Source organism: Martinezella sp. CNPSo 3890 (assembly GCF_057784455.1).
Genome location: NZ_JBXSOR010000011.1, coordinates 37136 through 56572, shown reverse-complemented (window position 1 = coordinate 56572; position 19437 = coordinate 37136). Strand labels below are relative to the sequence as shown.

The window sequence follows — 19437 nt, the reverse complement described above, 5'->3', positions numbered from 1 at the left end:
CTTTTCCGGAAAGGAGAGGATAGCAGGGAGGGACACACCAAGGAGCTATACTGAAGGATAGGCGATGCCAACTGTCGTATGTTCCCGAGGCTACATCTGTTTAGGCGCCGCTCTCTTTCGACGGACCCACCGAAACTCCACCTCGTGCCAGTGGATCCATGGGCATTAGTGAAGAACCATAAAGTTCATATCCATGGCCACTTTGGCCGGATGGAGAGCGGTCTCTCACCTGTCAGTTCGATTAGCACCCGAAGATGATCACACAGTATCGAAAACTGTTTGGTCGGAGTGTGCGTTGCCCGCACCGCAACACCTTCGAAAAGGTAGCGCTAATGGAAACTTCAAACCTTCGTCTAAGCTTTGGACACCAGAGTATGATTTCGAAACATGGACGAACCGCATAGATTGCTCTCAACGCAATCCGGGTCGTCACCGGGGAATAGCTTTCATCGATAGACGCCATATCAGCAACACGAACAGGATTAAAACTATGAGCCGCATCTCAATCAATTAATCGACACTGCAACTGTCACGCCCTCTTTGCCTGGCATCAGTCATAATGGTAGCGAAGCCATAACCGTGTCGCAAACTGGAAAGAAAGCCATGGAATTTTGATAGAAGCTTCGATGCCGGGCACCGGTGATTATCAGAACCGCAAAAGCCATATCAGACGGAAAAAACATAACCATCCCGCGTTCGGCCAAAGTGGTCGGACACGCCCCAGCAGCTCTCCGCGCTGACAGCCACTCGCCGGAAATCGAAAGCCGGGCGTCGACATCAAAGATGTGTCAGACGTCCACCAGGCGTGAGCGGCAATCAACTTCCGAAGCTGCCAAGTCAAGGTATACTGGCCGCAATTCACCTAAATCAGAACCCTCGACCGCTTAGTCACCCGCCTGCAGCTGGACCGCTGCTGCAAGCGCCCATACCCTCGCGCTCCCCGCCGGGATCGCCGAGCAAAAATGATCAATAATCCCAAATTGAAAGGAATCAACGTGCGCACTCTTCTCATCGCATCGCTAGCCGCCATGATCGTTTCCCTCATCGCTACTGGCGACGCATTCGCAGCCCCGCACGCAGAGGTTGGCCGTCTGGATTGCGACGTTTCCGCCGGCATTGGCGTGATCGTCGGCTCGCAACAGGAGATCTCGTGCAACTTCGTCCCAACCGACGGCGGGGTCGCGCAAACCTACAGGGGCAAGATCACCGAGTTCGGTCTCGATGTCGGCGAAATCAGCAAGGCAAGCATGGCTTGGCTTGTATTTGCACCTGCTACCAGAAACACGGAAGCACTTGCCGGAACGTACGCCGGCGTAAGCGCTGATGCGGCCATTGGCCTCGGCCTGGGAGCGAAAGTTCTCGTCGGCGGCGAACATGGAACGGTTTCACTGCAGCCGGTGTCCCTCCAGGGCGAAGAAGGCTTAAATGTTGCTGCCGGGATCACGGCCCTGACGCTTCGTGCGGCTGACTGATTTCAACGGGCGTGCGACAACCGGGTGGCACGCCCGTAACATGACAGTCAGATGGCACCGCCGTCCCATCCCTTCGCGCCGATGTGTGAACACCGAAAGATCAACGGGAAGACGGCTGTAATGTTAGATCCGCTGACGAAACATACGAAGGACAAGGCTGCCCACCACGCGCAGGACGCACATGACGAACCGGCTATCTTTGCCGACTGGCGCCATCTCCGGCGCTCCGCGGAACTCCGGGCAAGCCTGCCGGATCCGCGAGATGAAGCCCGGTTTCGCAGACCATTTGCAATTCCCAGCACCCATCGTTACAGCCTGACGATCACATCGACAGAAGCGGCATCGAAGACCTTCAATGGCGATACATCGTCGATCTGGCCGACGAGCAGAAAGGTGAGCTCAGCTTGCTGGAATCCGAGGTTACCGAGAGTATTGCAGCCTGGGACGCTCTCACCGGGAATACCGAGGTCGAATTCGACGATAACGAGGATTTGGGCGCGCGAGTAGCCGATTACGTGGCAAGGTTCGGCAGCAGCGGGTTTTTTATCATCGGTTTTGCGGGCTTCCTGACGATCTGGATGACTTGCAACATGGCACTTGGTCGACATGAGGCATTTGACGCCTATCCGTTTGTTTTGCTGAATCTCTTGCTTTCGAGGATCGCGGCGTTTCAGGCGCCGGTAATCATGATGAGTCAGCGTCGACAGGAAGCAAAGGACCGTCTGCGTGCAACCAAGATTATCAGGTCAATCTGAAGGCAGAGCTCGAGATCCGCCGGCTGCACGAGAAAGTCGACTTCCTGATTGCAACCCATTGGAAACGCCTGGGCGAGATACAGTCGCACGCAGGCCAGCTTGGTCTCTGCCCATGCAACGGGTCGTCAACAACAAGGACCCTGCCGAGTGAGCCGGCGCTTCAGAAAACCTCTTGCATCGAAGGAACCTGCGCGGATTCCTCGGGCGATTCGTCGCACTAACCCGGGTGGTCGTGTGGCCAAGATAAAACGCGAGGCGATGGTCCAACTATGCGACTTATTCCGATCCTGATCCTTACGGTGTTGCTCGCGGGTATCCTCGCGCCTCTCTTTATCTTGGGTGGCGATGAACAAGTTCCACCAGGACAATCCCTTCAGAGGGATCCATAAATTTGCCCTCATATGAACGAGCTGCCGGCGAGAGCGTCAGATGCACGTTCATCCTGAACGAAAACAGCGACGCTTTTGGCTTTCGAAGACGAGATTGCTGCGACAAAGCTCGAGACCTGAGTTACTGCCTTGGCAACGTGGCTTTGCTCGGCACGGGATGCTGCAAGGCCAGAAGATGGCCCGTTCGCTTGACCCACGCTGAATCATCGGGTGCATATCCGGGACCTGACGCCCGTCATCTTTATGGCACCCATATCATCGGCATTGAGGAAATAAGCAGCCGACATCCAGGGCTTCACTCATAAGTATACAAGACAAGTCGGACCGAACGCTGTTTGGTACACACCTCATCCCGATCAGTCATCACAGCGTCCTGATTTGCGATGAGAGTTGGCAAGGGGTTGGGGTGAACCTTCAGGGTAGGATCCGGGAAGACGAAAAAAAGAGTGTATTCTGTGCCCCATCGGCGCTGAGCGACGGCTACGCCTTGGTCGAGCGCCCCGACGTGCGAGATGCTGTTGGAGGCGGATCTGATGCGTTTGGCGGCCAGGGAGGATTCCCTTGCCGGGGAGCTTCCGCAACAGGTACACGGCGACCGACGAGGTTAAGACCATCGCCAAACATCTGGAAGAGGTATTCCGGGAGAGCAATTGCCCTCTGCGTTTGGGTTGATTCGATGCTTCACTGGCTGACAGAGACCGTTGCCGTCAGACCCGCCGTCAGTCGTACGCCTGGCGGAAGCGGAGGATCCAGTTCCACCCGGACCGGAACGCGTTGTGCGAGTCGAACCCAAGTGAACACTGGATTGACAGTGGCAAGCCCTGACGAATCGGAGTCTGCATTCGGGACAGAAATTCCTCGTCCGACTCCAACAACTCGTCCGCCGAGCTTCTCAGGGTAAGCCATCAGCTTTACGATTGCCCTATCACCAACTTCTATCTTGCTCAGCAGGGTCTCTTCAAAATAGGCATCGATCCAGAAACTGTTGCTGTCCACGATCGATAGTGCCCGTTGCCCGTTGGTAGCGAAATCTCCGGGCTGTATCGCCAGATTCGTTATGTATCCGTCGACAGGTGAGAGGATCCGCGTGCGCTGCAGGTCGAGGTTTGCCTTGTCGAGATTGGCACGAGCCTGGCGGTATGTGGCCGCAGCCATATTCGCTGCGGTAAGATAGGTCTGCTCGGACTCCTTCGAAACGGTAAGTTCGTCCAGCTTCACGCGCCTGGCGGCCTCAGCCTGCTTGTTGTCCATATCGGCTTTCGCGATGGCAACAGCAGCGTCAGCGCTCGCAACTTCGATCTGATAGTCTGCGGGTTCAATCACCATCAGGACGTCGCCCTTCTTCACATATTGATCGGCTTTAACGGCGAGCTCTGCCACTCTCCCTGATACCTGCGGAGCAATTGCGACTACATACGCCCTTACGGCTCCATCTCTTGTCCATGCGGTTTCCATATAGTTCTTCCAGATAAGCCAGGTACCTCCTACAGCGAGGAGGACGGCGATGGATGTGAAGATCCGAGGAAGCAACTTCCATCGAGTTTTGAGTTGTTCCGGAGAATTGCCTGAAGTGTTCATAGAAACGATCCCGATAATACGACGATAAGCGAAAGAATTATTATGTATATACAAATATTAAAGAGACCGCTGTGCCAGACGAAACGTGAAAGGCTATAACGATTGCTTAGGACGCTAAGAGGGATCGTCAGAATCCACGCGGCTAACATCATGAGAACAAACGGAGCTACATAGACGCCCTGCAAATTCACTTCAGAGTACATATTGCTTTCCCCGGCTTTTAACGCTCACATTGAATTCACCAGACCGGAGCGAAGCAGTGGTCCGCGATCTCGAATAATGTCCATCAGAATCCGAAGTTGAGCGCGAGAACAGACCGTCCGATCGTCCGATCCCGGGATGCTTGAGGATAAAATGAGTTGATCCAACTGCGAGAGCCGGCATTCTGCTGCCGATAGGTCGCCTGAGGCTAGATTATGAAACGCCTGCTTCAGCATTGTAAGAAAGGAAGTTCGGTCGAGTTCGTCGATCAGCCTTGCCACCGAATGCCCGGCAGAAGAGATCGCCACCAGATCCATAAACCGCTCATCCGATGATGTCGCTGGGAGGCCGTAGAAAATTGAAGATAACAGCCCAGTCCACCTTGAGGACGACATTCGCGACGCATCCGCGAGAAGCCGTCTGAAACGACCGAGAGAATAGCCTATCAGACGCCGCTCGCGGACGGAAGGATCTACGGCTGGAAAGATGACGAAAAGCAAAGATCCGAATGTTGATCCGGCAAGGATAGCCAGTGCAAGATTGAAGTAGTTACTTGCACTATAGATCGGCGGATTTCCGATCCCTAATAGCGGGAGTGAACACACCGACATTGCAAGGAAAAGTACGCTATGCCATTTTCCCGCTTGCATGAAGCCAATCGCGGCCAGGAGTGCGATCAACAGCATGATAAGTTGAGGGAATCCGGTCAGTGCGGGTAGAATTCCAAAATACAGGCATCCACCGAGTACCGCTATGATCGCAACGCCGATTGAATAATCTTTTGCCAGAACCAGAGCTCGATCTCCAAAAGATGCGAATACGAGTGTCGCGATAGCCGCGAACACGACACAAAATTGACCTGTCGGCCACGCCGTCCAGATCCAGAACGTGGAGCTAACCAATACAGCAATAAATACTCTTGCTCCGGCCATGAGGACAGGCGCCGGGTCAATAACGATTGGAAGCGAGAGCGAATGTGGTCGAGCGGTTGCTCCCTCTTTTCCAAGAACCGCCTCGCAATCAGCTATCGCTTCAAGGCACGCGATAACTTCCTTGGTTCCGTCAATCACGACCTGAGCCGCAGGGCTCGTCTTTTTGATCCGGGAGAGAGCGGCCAGAGCCGCGTCGCTTGCCTCTTTGAAAAGCAGGGGGTTATTCGGATTATCCGATGCATCCAAGCAACGGAAGATTGCGTGTGCCTCTTGTTTTGCGTCCGCAAGGCCCTCGTTGCTGGCGGGGAGATGGTCGATATTTCGCCATCCGACGATCGCCTGCAGCAGACTTCTCAGCATGTGGTTTAGATTACCTTGCCTGGAATGCAGATACGATGATTCGCCAATGGCAGAATCTACTTGATCTCGCAGTAAGCCGAGCGAGCGAACCATCTCGTGCCGAAGGAAAGTGTGGTCGACACTGGCGTTGTCGGAATGGAGCGTCTCGCAGATGCCAGCAAACAATTGCTTTGAAGTATCCTTAAGCGTCCTCGACAACTGGCGCGCCGCGGCCGCGTTCTCGGTCATCAGCACCACAAACGCAGTGGCGCCAATGCCGATGCAAATCTCACCCACCCTCGTTAATGCGATAAAGAACGCCGTTGTCGGATCTGAGATAGAGTCAGCAAAGATAATGGTCGCAGTGATTCCTGCCAGGCCCGCTGCATAGGATGCGTAATTTCTGAGAAAGGTCACGGCGCAACCGCAGAGACCGCACCACACGGCTAATGACAGGATGAGAATATCCCGCTGCTGGGCAAAGAGCGCCAGGAGGCCCACCATGACCAACCCGCCGATAATGGTGCCGATGACGCGGTAGCGCCCCTTCTGCAGAGATGCGCCAAGGTTGGGTTGACAAACGATCGCCGCAGTTGTCGCGGCCCAAAATGAGTTCTGAAGCTCAAGCCAGTACGTAATGAAGAGGGCAAGGCAGACCGATGTCGAAAGTCGAAGCGCAAATAGCATACGGATGCGAAGCGGGCCCAGGGCCCCTGCAGTGAGCCGGCTCTTCGGGAAAACTGCGCTCAAGATATCAACACTACCGTTGGTGCGGCCGCCCATAAACATCATCCCGGTGCAATCGGATGATTTGATTATAGCTACGCGTGACGTCGTATGAATTATACGTCAGGTAACCTAGACCTATACGTGGGTTTGATTTGCGTCGCCGTTCAATCAGGCCGTTAAACTTCTGGCTCTTTTGCGACCTTGTGAGCATATTCAGGGTTGCTCCGGGGCAATCGCAACGACCACGATCGCGCATGATGGACGATGCAACTCTGCCATATTCCTAGGCATTTCCGGATGGTCGGCCCTAAGTTGGAGCCGCATCGCTTGAGAGACCGATCGGAAGGTCCGGAGCTCGATGGGAAGTTGGTAGACCCATCATGTTGGGATGAATGCTTATTGATCGTCAACAACAATGGGGCTGGGACGATCTGCGCCGTTCACATATTCTGTTTTCCAGTTCCCGTCAGGCATTTGATATGAAATCTCAGCGCTGTTTCCAACAAGGTGTTGGCGCTGTGCAGCGGCGTTTGCCGCGGCTAAGGCTTCTTTATGATCCGGATATGTTTCGGACCATACCTCATCCAGGCGGTATCCATATCCACCGTCGTGCCTTCCAACATGATATACAATGCGCATCAATTTCTCCATTTCTTATAAAGCTCTGCGACATATCACACCGCGAGCGCGGACTTCGTGAGACAGACGGTCCGGGACCGATTTCGCTCGACCCATTCCAAAGACAGGTAACGGAGGGCTTGCGCAAGCTATCCTTCTGTATGATTGGTGGCCGCGCTTCGTCCGAATATGCCTCAAAGCCCGTGTCAAACACCTGAAAAAGGCGAGTAGCCTTTGACGACGACATCCGCTCCCTGAGAGACTTCCACTCCGCGTATCGCGAGCTTTTTTAAGCATGTGCGAAAGACGCCATCTCGGCGCAACATCTGTTAGACATATGGGAATGAGCGACAGGACTTTGCCTGCGAAGCGTAAACCCGACGCGCCAAGGGCGTCTGGTCACTGACAGCGCGCGCCCATACCCCCGTATATCGGTTCCATGCCAATGGATAGGAAGCAATGTTCCCCACCACCAGTTAGTGTGCGAGTGGTGAAGACCATGACTTTCCCAGATCAAAGGAGCTGCAAATGAGTTCGAAAGGACGAGCCTCTTATCGAGACGTTTCGCGGAACCACTCCCTTGGCTTTCGGAAAGTGAAGTGACGCCGAGAAGACAGCCACTAAATGCCGATTGCCAGTTCAAGCACGCAACGCACGAAATTATAAGGACAGTTTCAATGGAAGACGCACAATCGAAGCAAACTGACGGACGTGGTCATGCATCAGAAATGTCCAAGGTTGCTCATTCGACAAAATCGCTGCAGCGGTTGCGCCAATTGGGTTTTTTCAGATTCGATTTGCCTGTCGGCAGTGACCTCGTTTCGGAAGGGGTTTCCGAGTTCAATGAAGTTGGCTTCTGTAGCTCGGGCGAGGTACTTTTGCTGATCGGAAACGGCTTCGAGCGCGTTGACACTTTCACCGTTCGGTCGGGCGATGTGTTCTTTCTGCCGGCGGGAAATGCCTATAGCGTCCACAACGTAGCGAACGGACCATCGCGTGTGATCGTTGCGGTTGCTCATGATGGGATCGACCCCAGCAAGCTGCCGCTGGCGGGCGACGAACATGTCACTGTGATTGACGCCAAGGACTGCGATGAAAATGGCACTTCGAATTCACACGCCTCCTTCAGGCAAGGGAATGGCTACGAGCTTCTTTTTCGCGACGAAGGTGATAGTAGTACGAGGGAGAGAACGGTTGCCGCCGTATTCGACAAGGTAATCCTCGCTCGTGAATTTGGCGTGCCCGAAGCTCAGCTTCCTGACATGAATTTTGACTTGCACGACGCGGTCGTCGTCCGTCCGATTGGCACAGAAGTTTATCAGGATGACGGGTTTTCAGCGCTCAGCCTCGACTAGGCGCGTTGCGCAGGCTTCACACTCGACCGCGAGATGCTCGCCAAGCGTACGGAACAGGATCGGGGCGGCCTTCCTATGCGCCTGCAAACGAGGCAGCAATAGGTGGAATGCTGAACACTTCGGCGACGCGCAGGTCGCAAAGCGATCCAACGGGACTGCAGAGATTTCTGTGCCGCGGTCCCGGCTGGATGCGATTGCATAAGCTCCAGCCAGCGGAAGAAGACCGATCATTACCAGAACGACAAATAGCAAACCACTGCCTTTGCAGGGCGCAAATCTGAGGCCGAAACGCGGAAAAAAGCGATTAAGAGACGCGTCAGATAGCAGACATACTTATTTCGCGGGTCAATTCGGTCAAGGAGAACCGTTGCAATGCGAGAAGCTACTGAAGTCCATATGTTTTCAAGGGAATAGGATGTCAAAGTTCGATTTTTACCAGCCCGTCTTCATGAGAAAGAAGCACTCGATTGAGCGAATCGCAAGCTTGGACGACGCGCTCGAACTCCTTGAGGAGTGGCCCCATGATCAACGGGACCTGGTCTATGAGACGATATATGCTGCATGTGTTCGCGCCAGGCATGGCCATTTCCCGCTCGCCGCAGTTCGTGAGAACTTTCGAAAGTTCATTAACCGGGCTCAACTTTTAGCTGAAGACGATGCCACGATACTCCTGCCTGCGCAAGGAAACAGTCGCAGCGTATCCAATCCGGTTCGAACCTGCGCTACCAGCGAGAGCATAAAATGACATCGCACAAGCCGATCGCACCGAAGAGGCGAGATCGCCCCATCGGCTGTCCAAAAGAGGGCTGAGGTGGCGACCTCTTGTCGAAGCCGTCACGACCGGGTATCTTGACTTATCCAAGGGTTGATGGGGAGGAGCTGAGCTCAAGCCTGGATGGTTGCCGCTAGGTGGCGGTAATGCCTTCAGCAATTGACAGGGAGAAAGCGGCGCCTTGTTCTCTAGATCAGATCCCCAAACGACTCTTATTGCGCCACCACCAACCGACGCCTTCGGATGTCCATTTGACAAGCTTTACAAGAATCAGACTCTCCGCGGTGCGGATATCGAAATCTTTCGTAAGGGAACACGCGACGCCTGTTTGGAACAAATTTCCACGCCGGCCAGCGACCGCGGTTTCGTGGTAGGGGTGTCAATGCTCGTGGGGCATACCCGGCGCGTCTTTTACGAACATCACTCGGCGACATACGTCTTTTCTGAGAGCTCGATCTATGTACGACGTCTCTCCGAAGCCTACAAGGCTGACCTTGGGAAGCCCTTTGACTTTGTACTGCTGGAAATCTCGCCTGCTTCGCTAGATCGCATCGCACTCGAAAGCGATTTTCCGACTGTTAGTTCGCTCCAAGTTCAGAACGCTGCGGCTGATCCGGTACTGTGGCACATGGCGCAAGCGATCACCCCGGCGCTTGAGCGACCAGAAGAGTCGAGTAAGCTGTTCGTCGATCAGCTGGCTACCGCAATGGGTACCCACATCATCCAACGATATGGTGGCAAATCGTTCAGCGTGAGCCGCGCTAGAAAGCTGTCCAGGGCTCACGAGTCCCTTGCAAAAGACCTGCTTCTCGACAACTTGAATGGCGATATATCGGTCCTGGAAATCGCCAAGGCTTGCAATCTGTCGCGCAGCCACTTCACTCGTGCCTTTCGGGAAACCACGGGAATGACGCCGTATCAATGGCTTCTGAACGAACGGGTGAGCCGAGCGCGTGAGCTCTTGCGGAACTCAGACATGGCGATATCCGAGATCGCGGCCTCATGCGGTTTCGCGGACCAGAGTCACTTCACTCGTGTATTTTCAAGCAACATCGGAGTTTCTCCGGGGCGATGGCGGCGAAAGGCCTAGGGTCAGGCAGCAACGTGCTTTCGCACCTATGCGGATTTCTGCTGTGCAATGTCTCGTGCCAAACTAATCGAAAAGCTGAAAATTGTTCCTGGTGCCGCGGCCTCCACCATAAGGTTGCCGCCGTGGGCCTCGATGATAGACCGACATATAACCAGCCCCATTCCCATGCCGGTTTCCTTGGTCGTAAACATTGGATCGAAAATCTTGTCGGCCAGTGCATCCGGGATGCCATGTCCAAAATCCCGCACTGAGACTTTTATGCCATGATCAACTTTCTCTGTAGAGATCAGAACCTGTCGGTCGCCAACGGGCGTTGTTCTCATGGCTTCGATTGCATTGGTCAGCAGGTTGAGGATGACCTGCTTAATCTGCGTCGCGTCGGCTGGAACAACCTCACCTTCCAGGCCGAGTTTCGTGAGGACCCGGGTATGGCTTGTTTCGATCTCCGATCTCGCGATCATGATAACTTGCTCGATCAGCGAATCTACATTCGTGGGTTCCGCGACCTGCGGACTCTGCTTTGAAAGGGCTCGAAGCGAGCGAATGATCTCGGCGACGCGTTCCATGCCGGCCTTGATGCCTTCTATACCGATTATAGCTTCGCCGATATCTGGTTCGGAACGCTTGAGCCAGCGGAGAGATGCGGATGCGGACGCAGATATGGCCGCCAGCGGTTGGCCGATCTCATGGGTGATCGACGCTGCCATGCTACCCAATGCCGTGAGCTTTGCTTTCCTTTCCAGTTCTGCGCGTGCGTCACTAAGTTGGGTTTCACTTTTCAAGCGGAGCTCACTCTGCTCGACGAGATTGGCGTAAAGGCGTGCATTTTCCAGTGAAATCGCTGCCTGAGTTGCCAGAAGTTTTAGAAGGGCAATCTTGCCTTCTGTGAATACGCCGGCCACGAGATCGTTCTGAAGGTAAATGAAGCCAACGAGACTTCCACGCTTCAACAAAGGAACGCAAAGCACGGAGCGAGTAGGTCGACTATCAAAATACGGACCAAGGAATTCCTGGCCATCAAATCGCGCGTCAGTCAGGACGAGCGGCTGGCGCGTGCTCATTACGGCGTCGATAATCGAGTAAGGAACTGCTCCTTTGAGCGGAAGACCCCTTGTATTTACAACCACCGCCTCTCCTTCGATCCAAGCAGTGGCCTCCACACTAAGCTCACCATCATCCAGAGACACGAGTAGACCCTGATTCGCGCCCGCGTGAATAAGCATGCTCTTCATTAGGGTCTCGACCAAGCGGTCCAAGACGACTTCCTCGGAGAGGGCCTGCGACGCTGCCACGACGGCTTCTTGGTCGAGTGGAATCTGGTCAGGTTTACCGCGGCCCTCGCGACTGTCTAATATCTCCGCAAAGTTCTCGCGGAGGAGGCCGGCTTTCCGGTTGGCGCCCCATCGTTCGTAAGCCTCAAGAGCTGCCCGAATGTAGAGCTTGGCACTTACAATTCTTCCCTGCTGACGACTGTGATTGCCAGCTAGTTCAAAAGCGAGCGCTTGCTCATGAATGAAGCCCGCCGACTCAGCCGCCGAAACAGATCGCTCATATAAAGACGTCGCCAACGAGTGATCGCCATTCAATCTCGCCAGCTCGGCATCGATAAGAAGAAGCTTGTTTCCGAATGTCTCAGGATTAAGTGCTGTCCAGATTTCAAACCGGCCGCGCAGATGTTGAATCCGCCGGTCGATTTCCGAACCTGGAGAATATGAGGTTTCAATCCGTGCCAACGACAGCGCGAGAAAAAGGCTGCAGTAAGCAGTGTCGATGTGTGCGGCCAACAGAGGTATCAGGTCTGCCGCTTCCTCAAGCGATGCAAGCGCGCGTTCGTAAGCGCCGTCGTAATAGTGTGAAACCCCCTGGTAGAGCCGTATCCAAAAGACAGTTGATGTCGCTACGATCTTGGCATTGCCAAAATTCCAATCGATGCCTTGCAGGGAGCCGTCGTTCCATCCTGACAACGTTCGAATAAGGTTTAACTGGCCTGTAACCAGATGTTCGATGTCCTTATAATTTAGCTGCCGTGTCAGCGCGATTGCCTCGACTGCCTCCTTAGCGATCTCATCAAGGTGATGACCGACAATGATGAGGTCGGAAACAAGATGATTGCGAGCGTAACAGGTCATTCCGACATCGCCGGCAGTATGTCCTATTCTGATCGCATCGCGGATGCGCTGCAAAGAGTAGCTCATAGGCTGAGTCCAAGGGCTTATCTGATCCACGGCAACTAGCGTAGCAGTATGTTGCTCCTCATATCCGTGCTGCTCGACCAGAGATAGCGCGACCTGGCCATAGGAAAATCCATCGCGATAATCGTCGTATAGCGACGCAATCATCACACCGAACCAGCTTAAACCGTAGGCGGATTCCGAAGTCGTACCGTATTGTAGCGTGAGTTCCACCATCTTCGCCACGTGCAGAAATCGCAGTCCATCACGCGTAAAAATAGAGGAAATGAGCGTCGCCAGTATTCCCATCGCGCATTTGATGCGGGGATCTGCCATCAGAGGAAGATTCTGCAGTGAAGATATTTGCCGGTCGCCCAGCGAACGCTTAATGTCTTGGTATGCCTTGTCTAGTTCTTCGCGTGAAGCTCCTCGTTTGAGATTGATACCAAGGAGTTCCAACCCGGTAAGAGCGGCGTCAATCGCACCTTCATAATCCGATTGAAGGGTTAGTAGATTAGCACGCAGTCTATATACTGATGAGCGATCCAATGCCGAATCCGCCCTTTCGACAAGTTCATCGAGCTGGGTCGCCGCTCTCTTCAAGTCGGCTGCAGCAAGCAGACTCTCGCACCACAGCAAACGCGACCGGTAAACTAATGGGTACGCGCTGGACCACCAGCTTTCATCCGTGAGCCAGTAGGCCGTTTCTCCATAGCGAGAGGCTTGACCGATCGCCGCCGAACGCCTTGCATGGACCAAAGCTATCAAGAGAGTCTCAACGAAACTCCGGCGCTGGCCGTCAGATAATTTCCGAGGATCACAACGTTCGATCTGGCTTGCTGCAGCAAAGGCTGCCTCGCTGGTGAAGATTTCGGACAGCTTGATCATGTGCTCTGCGATGAGAGAATGTGTCGTGGCACGTTCTTCGTGAGAAAGGAGTGCGTAGGCTGCCTCCTGGACCCGATCATGTGAAAAGCAATAAAATCCGTTGACTCTGTCAATGAGACCCGAATCGACCAAGTGTCGCGACCGCTGCCGCAGGGTGCCGACATCCGTTGTGACAATTGCCGAAAGGAGCAGCTCCGGCGTGCGTGGACCTGTGCACGCCATGATCTGGAGCACCTCACGGCACTCAGGGCTTACCTGGCTTAAGCGTCTGATCATAAAATCCACGACGTTGTCCGCGGCCGGGTAGCGCTTCACATCCTCTGCATTCCAGGACAATGCCTTGTTTGGAATCGAGAAATCGATGACCCGCTCTTCTATGAGCGCCTGGAGCAACTGACGAAGAAAAAATGGATTACCCAGGGTTTTAGCGTACAGCAGATCCGTGAGGGTCTTGATTTCAGGTGCGTGCGCATGAAGCCCGCTGGCGATCAGTTGTTCCGCCGCGCCTCTTGAAATTGGTCCGACAATAATCTCGTGGAAGGATATGTTGGAGTTTCGAACATGGGTTATGAGGCCCCCCGGACTATTGAGGGAGAAGCTCTCTTCTTCCCGATAAGCCCCAAGAAGTAATATGTTCTCCAGCTTCTCGGCGGTGAGCATTTTGAGGACCGCGATCGTTGGCTCGTCAGCCCATTGGAGATCATCCACAAAAAGCGAAAGCGGGGCCAACCTTGATGCAAATACGGCCAGTGCCTGAACCAGTGCTTTTTGAACCCTGATTTGCGCCAAATGTGCAGGAACATCTGCCATCTGCGGTTGCGCCCCAACGATCAGTTCGATCGTTGGAACAAGATCCACAATCAATCTGACATGAGTATCCAACCGGTTTAACAGCGCATCGCGCAGTTGCGACAATGCCTCCGGAGATCGTTGCATCGCTTGTTCGACGACTGAGCGAAGTATCTGGACGAGAGGAGAGTAAGGTATGTCCCTCTGTTGCTGATCACTTTTTCCGTAAGCGAACAGAATTGACGCGCCAGCGCGCCTTTTCGTGGAGTTGACAAGAGCGCTCTTTCCGATTCCCGCGGTGCCTGAAATGAATACCACGGCCCCTTCGCGCGTAGTTTCGAAACGCGCGAGTACCTCAAGGAGATCCGCCTCCTCCCGACTCCGGCCGAAGAGCGCATTGGTGTACTCCGGACCGTTGACCGCATCCGTGAGGCCAAGCTCAAAGGAGGAAATTTCTCCCCGAGACACAAGTTCGTCACGGCACCTGACGAGGTCGACATACAAAGATGCGGCAGCTTGGTATCGTTGAGACGGATCCTTCCTCAAAAGGCGGTTCAGGATCCCTTTAATGACCAGCGGAGTATCTGGGCGCAATACGGTGATGTCGTAGGGCTCCACGGCAAGATGGGCGTGCCTCAACTCGGCTGAAGTCCCGTCTTTAAAAGGAAAATGCCCTGCGAACAGCGTGTAAAGCAGGGCGCCGAGTGAATAGAGATCACTTCTGTGATCACTGGAAGGGTCAAGTGAACGAAGCTGCTCCGGTGCCCGATACCGCACATCATCAGCTGTCGAGAGTTTCCGCGTCATCGCGTCTGAAGAACGATTGCGCTCTTGGACGCGCGTCCCTAAATCTCTAAGCGCAACCTTTCCACTGCCATCGACTGCCAGGTTTAGCGGGGTAAGCGGAATGTGCGTGAAGCCGTCGCCGTGTGCCGCTGCCAGAGCATCGGTGGCCGAAATGGCGATTTCAAGAAATGTCGCAAGAGGCATCTCAGCGCTCGTGCGCACTAATCCAGCAGATGAGCTGCGCTCGTATACCAGAACGGTTTCATCCGGCGTACGGATAAGGTGGTCTGGTGTATCCATCCATGACGCACGCTTATTACCGACAACAGCGAATTCATTCTCGAGAATGCGGTCCGCTTGGGCAGAACCAGCCGGACTTACCAAGGCATCCCATGTCTTGCCGCTTTGCCTGTCATGAAGCGAAACCAGCGTGAGAAAATCAGATTGCCACAATATCAAGCGGTCACATGCGTTCAACCACGCAAAATCCAGCGGCGGCATCAATTGTCTCCGTGCAAATCTGCCGATTGCGGTGAGAGAGGGAAGTGAGGCGCTGTCTGGTCGTTCACTTGTTTCACGTAGCCAATCGGGTTTCTTCTAGTCGTCCCTTCTTCAAGCATGAGTGTTTGAAGAAGGGATCCCCGAAGTTCGAGGAATGATCGGACGGCCTGACGCCTTCCATTGCGAGAAAGCTCGGCGCAACGAGCATCCACGCATGCAAACAACAATCTAGTGATTTTTATGGAGAATGTATTGAACATTCCGCTCATTCGGGCAGCCTGAGTAAACAATACGCGGCCTGATTACCTCTTGATCATCCAGCCTATTCTTTAATCGATAGATGGATCTTTGCCCCGAATACTACTCTATAGGAGGCAAGCGAAACGAGTTCGTCTTAGCAACTTCAAAGCAGGTCTGTCGGGCCATGCGAACAAAAATCTTCAAAAGAAGAATCGCATGGATGATGATTGCGAATCGTCGCCGCGCAAGTGGCTGATGCACTGCCGATACATACTGTCGATGACAACGACAGGAAAAAATCGCGTGAACTTTTCCCTGATTCGACGCTCGCCAACTTGCCGGGGTCACGGGTGCGACGAACGCAATGATTTGCTGCTCGCTGAGATTAGCGCCGCGAATTTAGCCGCCCGGTGTCAGGAACTGACAGATCCGTCGCGTAAGGTGCATTGCAAGGATGGCCGTGGCGAACCGATGTCTGGAGGGGAGCAGGCCTGTGCATTTCGAGATCCCAGTAGCGTCCTGCCTCGTCCAGTGAGCGGGCGTATCAACCCTCTTCCGGTTCACCCGGGCGAGGTCGGGATCTTACTGCGATGCTCCAGGTATTTCCGATGCCAGCGGGCAATATGTCGCTTCGCCAACCAGGCAATTTTCGCTGTCCTGCCAGATTTTCACTGTACTGCCTGCAAAGGAGCCATTGAACCGTCATGCCACAAAAGCCTGGTTGCGGCCTTCGGCCCCAAAGAGCGCGTCAACGCCTTTCGGCCACCTGCAAATATACTCCGGTATATCACCTACAAACAGGGGTTTTGCTCAAGCTAGATACCAGTACGATTCCGTTTAGGAGCGTCTTCGAGCACAATCGCATCATCGTAAGAATGTTGCAGCAGGAGACAGGTTATGCAGTCCAACATGATAGCTATTGAAGGTCCGATTGCCGGTCTCAGCATGTCCCATTTGACTGCGGAGAAATCCTCCGAAATCTCGTTACTTTTGCTGAAGGCCCTTGGTTGCGTGGAGGACGACGAGGACTCCGCGATTGACCTGGTGAAACGAGCCTCAACGCTATTCCAGTCTGGTGAACGGTCATCCATCGATGGTCAGTGCCCAATCAGTGGCGGCCTTGCGGGCTGGCAGGTCTCCAAATTGCAAACCTACATTTCAGAGCATATCGACCAAGGCATCTCGCTCGCGGATCTGGCTTCGGTCGCGAAGTTGAGCGCAAGCTATTTCTCTGTCGCCTTCAAGGCGACCTTTGGGTTACCTCCCCATGCTTACGTAATGAAATGTCGAATTGAGACAGCTCAAGGCCAGATCCTCAACACCAATCTTCCGTTGTGCGAAATTGCTCTCAATTGCGGACTGGCGGATCAGGCCCATCTCTCCCGGGTATTCAAGCGGGTAACCGGAATGACGCCCAGCGCGTGGCGTCGCTTCAAAACCTGCAAACGCGAGGTGGCTCGCAGCCGAAGGTCGGATTATATGCCGTTCGTGGCGGCAGCCTAGCTTCGGTACACTCGAAGGAAGTTGGCCAAAAGACTGCACCGCAGCGCGGGAGCTAGTCACTTCGAAGGATTTGCGCCTTCTGTTGCTCGTGCAGGCTCCTGAACCTAGTCGGACTGCGCAACCTTCCGTTTAATAGCCAAACTCGCTTTGCCAAACCAACGCGCATCCGCGCTTGCTCATGATGGTCACTCCTCCACTTGCCAGGAATGGTGTCTGCACGTCTGGCATTGCCTGAGGGGCGATCCAGAATGGGTGGTGTACTATATTTCAACTTTGGCTCTTCGTATTTCGGCAACCGGCCCGCTAAAGGTCGATTCATCAAAAGCATCCCTGTTCGCCCCTTCGCATCCGACTGAGTGCGATATCACGCCCTGCGCCCATGCCTAAGGGCGGCATCGCTCACATGCGAATCTTCCAGATTCTTATTGTCCTGATGCGCACATGCGGCGCCAACTGGCCACGAAACGACTCGCTGGAATCGCCGACGTTTGGATGGGACGAAAGGGTATCTCATGTCAGGGCTCCTTCTTGCAGCGGTGAGTAGCCGGTTGGAGAGCCTCCGCACAATTTTCCGTGGGCCTGCCGCGTTCGGGAAGGCCGTTCCTGCTGTCGCGCGAGGTTAGGTGGATATCGTTCGACGAGTGAGCTGCGATTCTCAGCACATTCAGCGGTTAAAATGAACAAGATCAGCAATCCAGAAAGGCACACTGAGCAGTAACAGACAATCGCGCCAGAGCCGCGACCGAACTAAAAAATGTCGCTCCCCTGTGGATAAGATCCTTGGTACATCGCGGGAGATCGTCAACTGTTGCTGATAGTCAAGTGGGCTTTCAAGCTGTTTTGGTTGTCAGCGTGGACTGAATTGCCGAGAGTAGGCGGGGGCGTCGCCAAATCGTCAAATCTGGTCTCCCACGCCGGGTGCAGCCTCGTTTATCATCGCTACCAGTGTCTCGCCTTCGAAAGGCTTCTGAAGCATCGGAACGTCGGGTCCAATTTGGGCTCGCACAACATCATAAGACGACGCCGTAAGGAAAATTATAGGTGTACTAATATTCTGGCTTCGAAGTAGATTGAATAAGTCTATCCCGCTCATTCCACCCATTCTCACATCGGCAAGAATGCAAGCTGATGCCGATGCGTCAGCTACAGACAAGAACTCTTCAGCCGAAGCATACGCTTTCGCGTTGAAACCAAAAGAGCGAAGTAGGCTACCGACCGCTTGGCGCACTGTTGCTTCGTCATCAACAATCGATATTTCGGGGTGAATTGACACTTTTTTGGGAGCCGATCTCCGACTATATCGGGTTAGTGACCGTCTCTCCTACCGTTTTTCCGGCCGGAAGAGAATTATACGCTAGTATATCCTAGAGCGCGGTATTGCATCGCGGCAAATGGACACGCGGTCGGACGACTTAATCAGCCTTCGCTTGAAGGCTCAGGACTTCGGCCATCCGAACCAGGTCCGCGAATGTTTTAGCCCTCATCTTGCGATTGACCTTGCCTCGATGGATCTTAACGGTGATTTCACTAAGACCCAATTTTCCCGCTATCTGCTTGTTAAGAAGCCCTGCCGTGGCCATGGCCATGATTTCACGCTCCCTGGGAGAAAGCGCTTGATATCTGCTGCGAATGTCCTGTTCGCGAAAACCTGAAACTGTCTGCTGTCTGCTGCGCTCGACAGCAGACGCGACCGCGTCCAGTAGATCCTGCTCTCTGAATGGCTTTGGAAGGAAGTCGACTGCTCCCGCCTTCATCGCGGAAACCGTCATTGGAATGTCACCATGTCCGGTGACGAAGATGACAGGGACACTCATTTCGTTGTCCACCAGTTTGCGCTGAAATTCCAATCCACTAGTAAAAGGAAGCCGGACATCCAGGATCAGGCAGCTCGCAGTCGACAAAACCTCGTCGTCATGCAGTCCCTGGGCATTTTCGAATGTCTTTACGTCGTAACCGACGGATCGCAACAGGCTGCTGATACCGTCTCGGACAAGCTGTTCATCGTCTACGATCACGACATATGGTTTTTCTGACATACGCGGTTCCGTCCCCGGTTGTGCGGGACAATCTTTTAAGGGCACTTCGGTCACCGTTCAACTATACCAGGGTATAGCTGGGGACTGGCTGTTTCCTCTCGCATTTCACGTTGACCCAACCGGCAAACTCAATTTCTCCGGATGAGCGAGGCGTCACATCCGGACTTCTTGGGTGAACATCCGCTACAGAAGATCGCGACCGCGTTTTCCAGCTCTTGTTCTTTCGTCGGGAAAGAATAATTAAAAGTTGATTCGCGAATAGGCCGCGCTATGCGGTAGCTGTATCAGCAATA

General features: G+C 54.0%; 13 protein-coding genes. 6 read left to right on the top strand and 7 right to left on the bottom strand.

The features are described from left to right. Positions 1 to 995: 995 nt before the first annotated feature. Both AC13RC_RS22905 and AC13RC_RS22900 read left to right on the top strand, forming a co-directional pair. Positions 996 to 1472: a DUF992 domain-containing protein gene (locus AC13RC_RS22905; RefSeq protein ID WP_488558507.1), complete on the top strand. Its 477-nt coding sequence runs from the start codon at positions 996 to 998 to the stop codon at positions 1470 to 1472. A 404-nt stretch (positions 1473 to 1876) separates the two neighbouring features. Then, the gene (locus AC13RC_RS22900; RefSeq protein WP_488558506.1) at positions 1877 to 2227 is read left to right on the top strand and encodes a DUF1003 domain-containing protein; all 351 of its coding nucleotides are present in this window, start codon (positions 1877 to 1879) and stop codon (positions 2225 to 2227) included. 1070 nt (positions 2228 to 3297) lie between these two features. Here the strand turns inward: AC13RC_RS22900 and AC13RC_RS22895 are convergent. The 4 genes from AC13RC_RS22895 to AC13RC_RS22880 form a co-directional block, all read right to left on the bottom strand. Continuing rightward, positions 3298 to 4194, bottom strand: coding sequence for an efflux RND transporter periplasmic adaptor subunit (locus AC13RC_RS22895; protein WP_488558505.1), 897 nt, complete (start codon positions 4192 to 4194; stop codon positions 3298 to 3300). Then, positions 4191 to 4397, bottom strand: a complete 207-nt coding sequence (locus AC13RC_RS22890) for a DUF1656 domain-containing protein (RefSeq protein ID WP_488558504.1) — start codon at positions 4395 to 4397, stop codon at positions 4191 to 4193. The genes AC13RC_RS22895 and AC13RC_RS22890 overlap by 4 nt, the downstream gene beginning before the upstream one ends. 24 nt (positions 4398 to 4421) lie before the next feature. Beyond that, the gene (locus AC13RC_RS22885; RefSeq protein ID WP_488558503.1) at positions 4422 to 6449 is read right to left on the bottom strand and encodes an FUSC family protein; all 2028 of its coding nucleotides are present in this window, start codon (positions 6447 to 6449) and stop codon (positions 4422 to 4424) included. Positions 6450 to 6791: 342 nt separating this feature from the next. Beyond that, positions 6792 to 7034, bottom strand: coding sequence for a DUF2188 domain-containing protein (locus AC13RC_RS22880; RefSeq protein WP_488558502.1), 243 nt, complete (start codon positions 7032 to 7034; stop codon positions 6792 to 6794). A gap of 656 nt (positions 7035 to 7690) precedes the next feature. Between AC13RC_RS22880 and AC13RC_RS22875 the strand changes: the two genes are divergently transcribed. The 3 genes from AC13RC_RS22875 to AC13RC_RS22865 all read left to right on the top strand — a co-directional run bounded on the left by AC13RC_RS22875 (position 7691) and on the right by AC13RC_RS22865 (position 10230). Next, on the top strand, positions 7691 to 8368 hold the full coding sequence (locus tag AC13RC_RS22875; RefSeq protein ID WP_488558501.1) for a cupin domain-containing protein: 678 nt from the start codon (positions 7691 to 7693) through the stop codon (positions 8366 to 8368). 415 nt (positions 8369 to 8783) lie between these two features. Further along, positions 8784 to 9113, top strand: coding sequence for a DUF982 domain-containing protein (locus AC13RC_RS22870; RefSeq protein WP_488558500.1), 330 nt, complete (start codon positions 8784 to 8786; stop codon positions 9111 to 9113). A 208-nt stretch (positions 9114 to 9321) separates the two neighbouring features. Next, positions 9322 to 10230 carry a helix-turn-helix domain-containing protein gene (locus AC13RC_RS22865; RefSeq protein ID WP_488558499.1) on the top strand — a complete coding sequence of 303 codons (909 nt, stop codon included), beginning with the start codon at positions 9322 to 9324 and terminating at the stop codon, positions 10228 to 10230. Positions 10231 to 10256: 26 nt separating this feature from the next. Here AC13RC_RS22865 and AC13RC_RS22860 read toward each other — a convergent pair whose 3' ends face one another. Next, positions 10257 to 15365 (bottom strand): trifunctional serine/threonine-protein kinase/ATP-binding protein/sensor histidine kinase, encoded by a 5109-nt coding sequence (locus AC13RC_RS22860; RefSeq protein ID WP_488558498.1) that lies wholly within the window; start codon positions 15363 to 15365, stop codon positions 10257 to 10259. A gap of 1137 nt (positions 15366 to 16502) precedes the next feature. Between AC13RC_RS22860 and AC13RC_RS22855 the strand changes: the two genes are divergently transcribed. After that, positions 16503 to 17108, top strand: a complete 606-nt coding sequence (locus tag AC13RC_RS22855; RefSeq protein ID WP_488558497.1) for a helix-turn-helix domain-containing protein — start codon at positions 16503 to 16505, stop codon at positions 17106 to 17108. Positions 17109 to 18003: 895 nt separating this feature from the next. On the opposite strand, the gene AC13RC_RS22850 is transcribed toward AC13RC_RS22855, so the two are convergent. Both AC13RC_RS22850 and AC13RC_RS22845 read right to left on the bottom strand, forming a co-directional pair. Beyond that, entirely contained in the window at positions 18004 to 18381 is a 378-nt protein-coding gene (locus AC13RC_RS22850; protein ID WP_488558496.1) for a response regulator transcription factor, read from the bottom strand. A 139-nt stretch (positions 18382 to 18520) separates the two neighbouring features. Next, a complete protein-coding gene (locus AC13RC_RS22845; protein WP_488558495.1) occupies positions 18521 to 19144 on the bottom strand; it encodes a response regulator transcription factor in 624 nt (207 codons plus the stop codon). Positions 19145 to 19437: the final 293 nt, after the last annotated feature.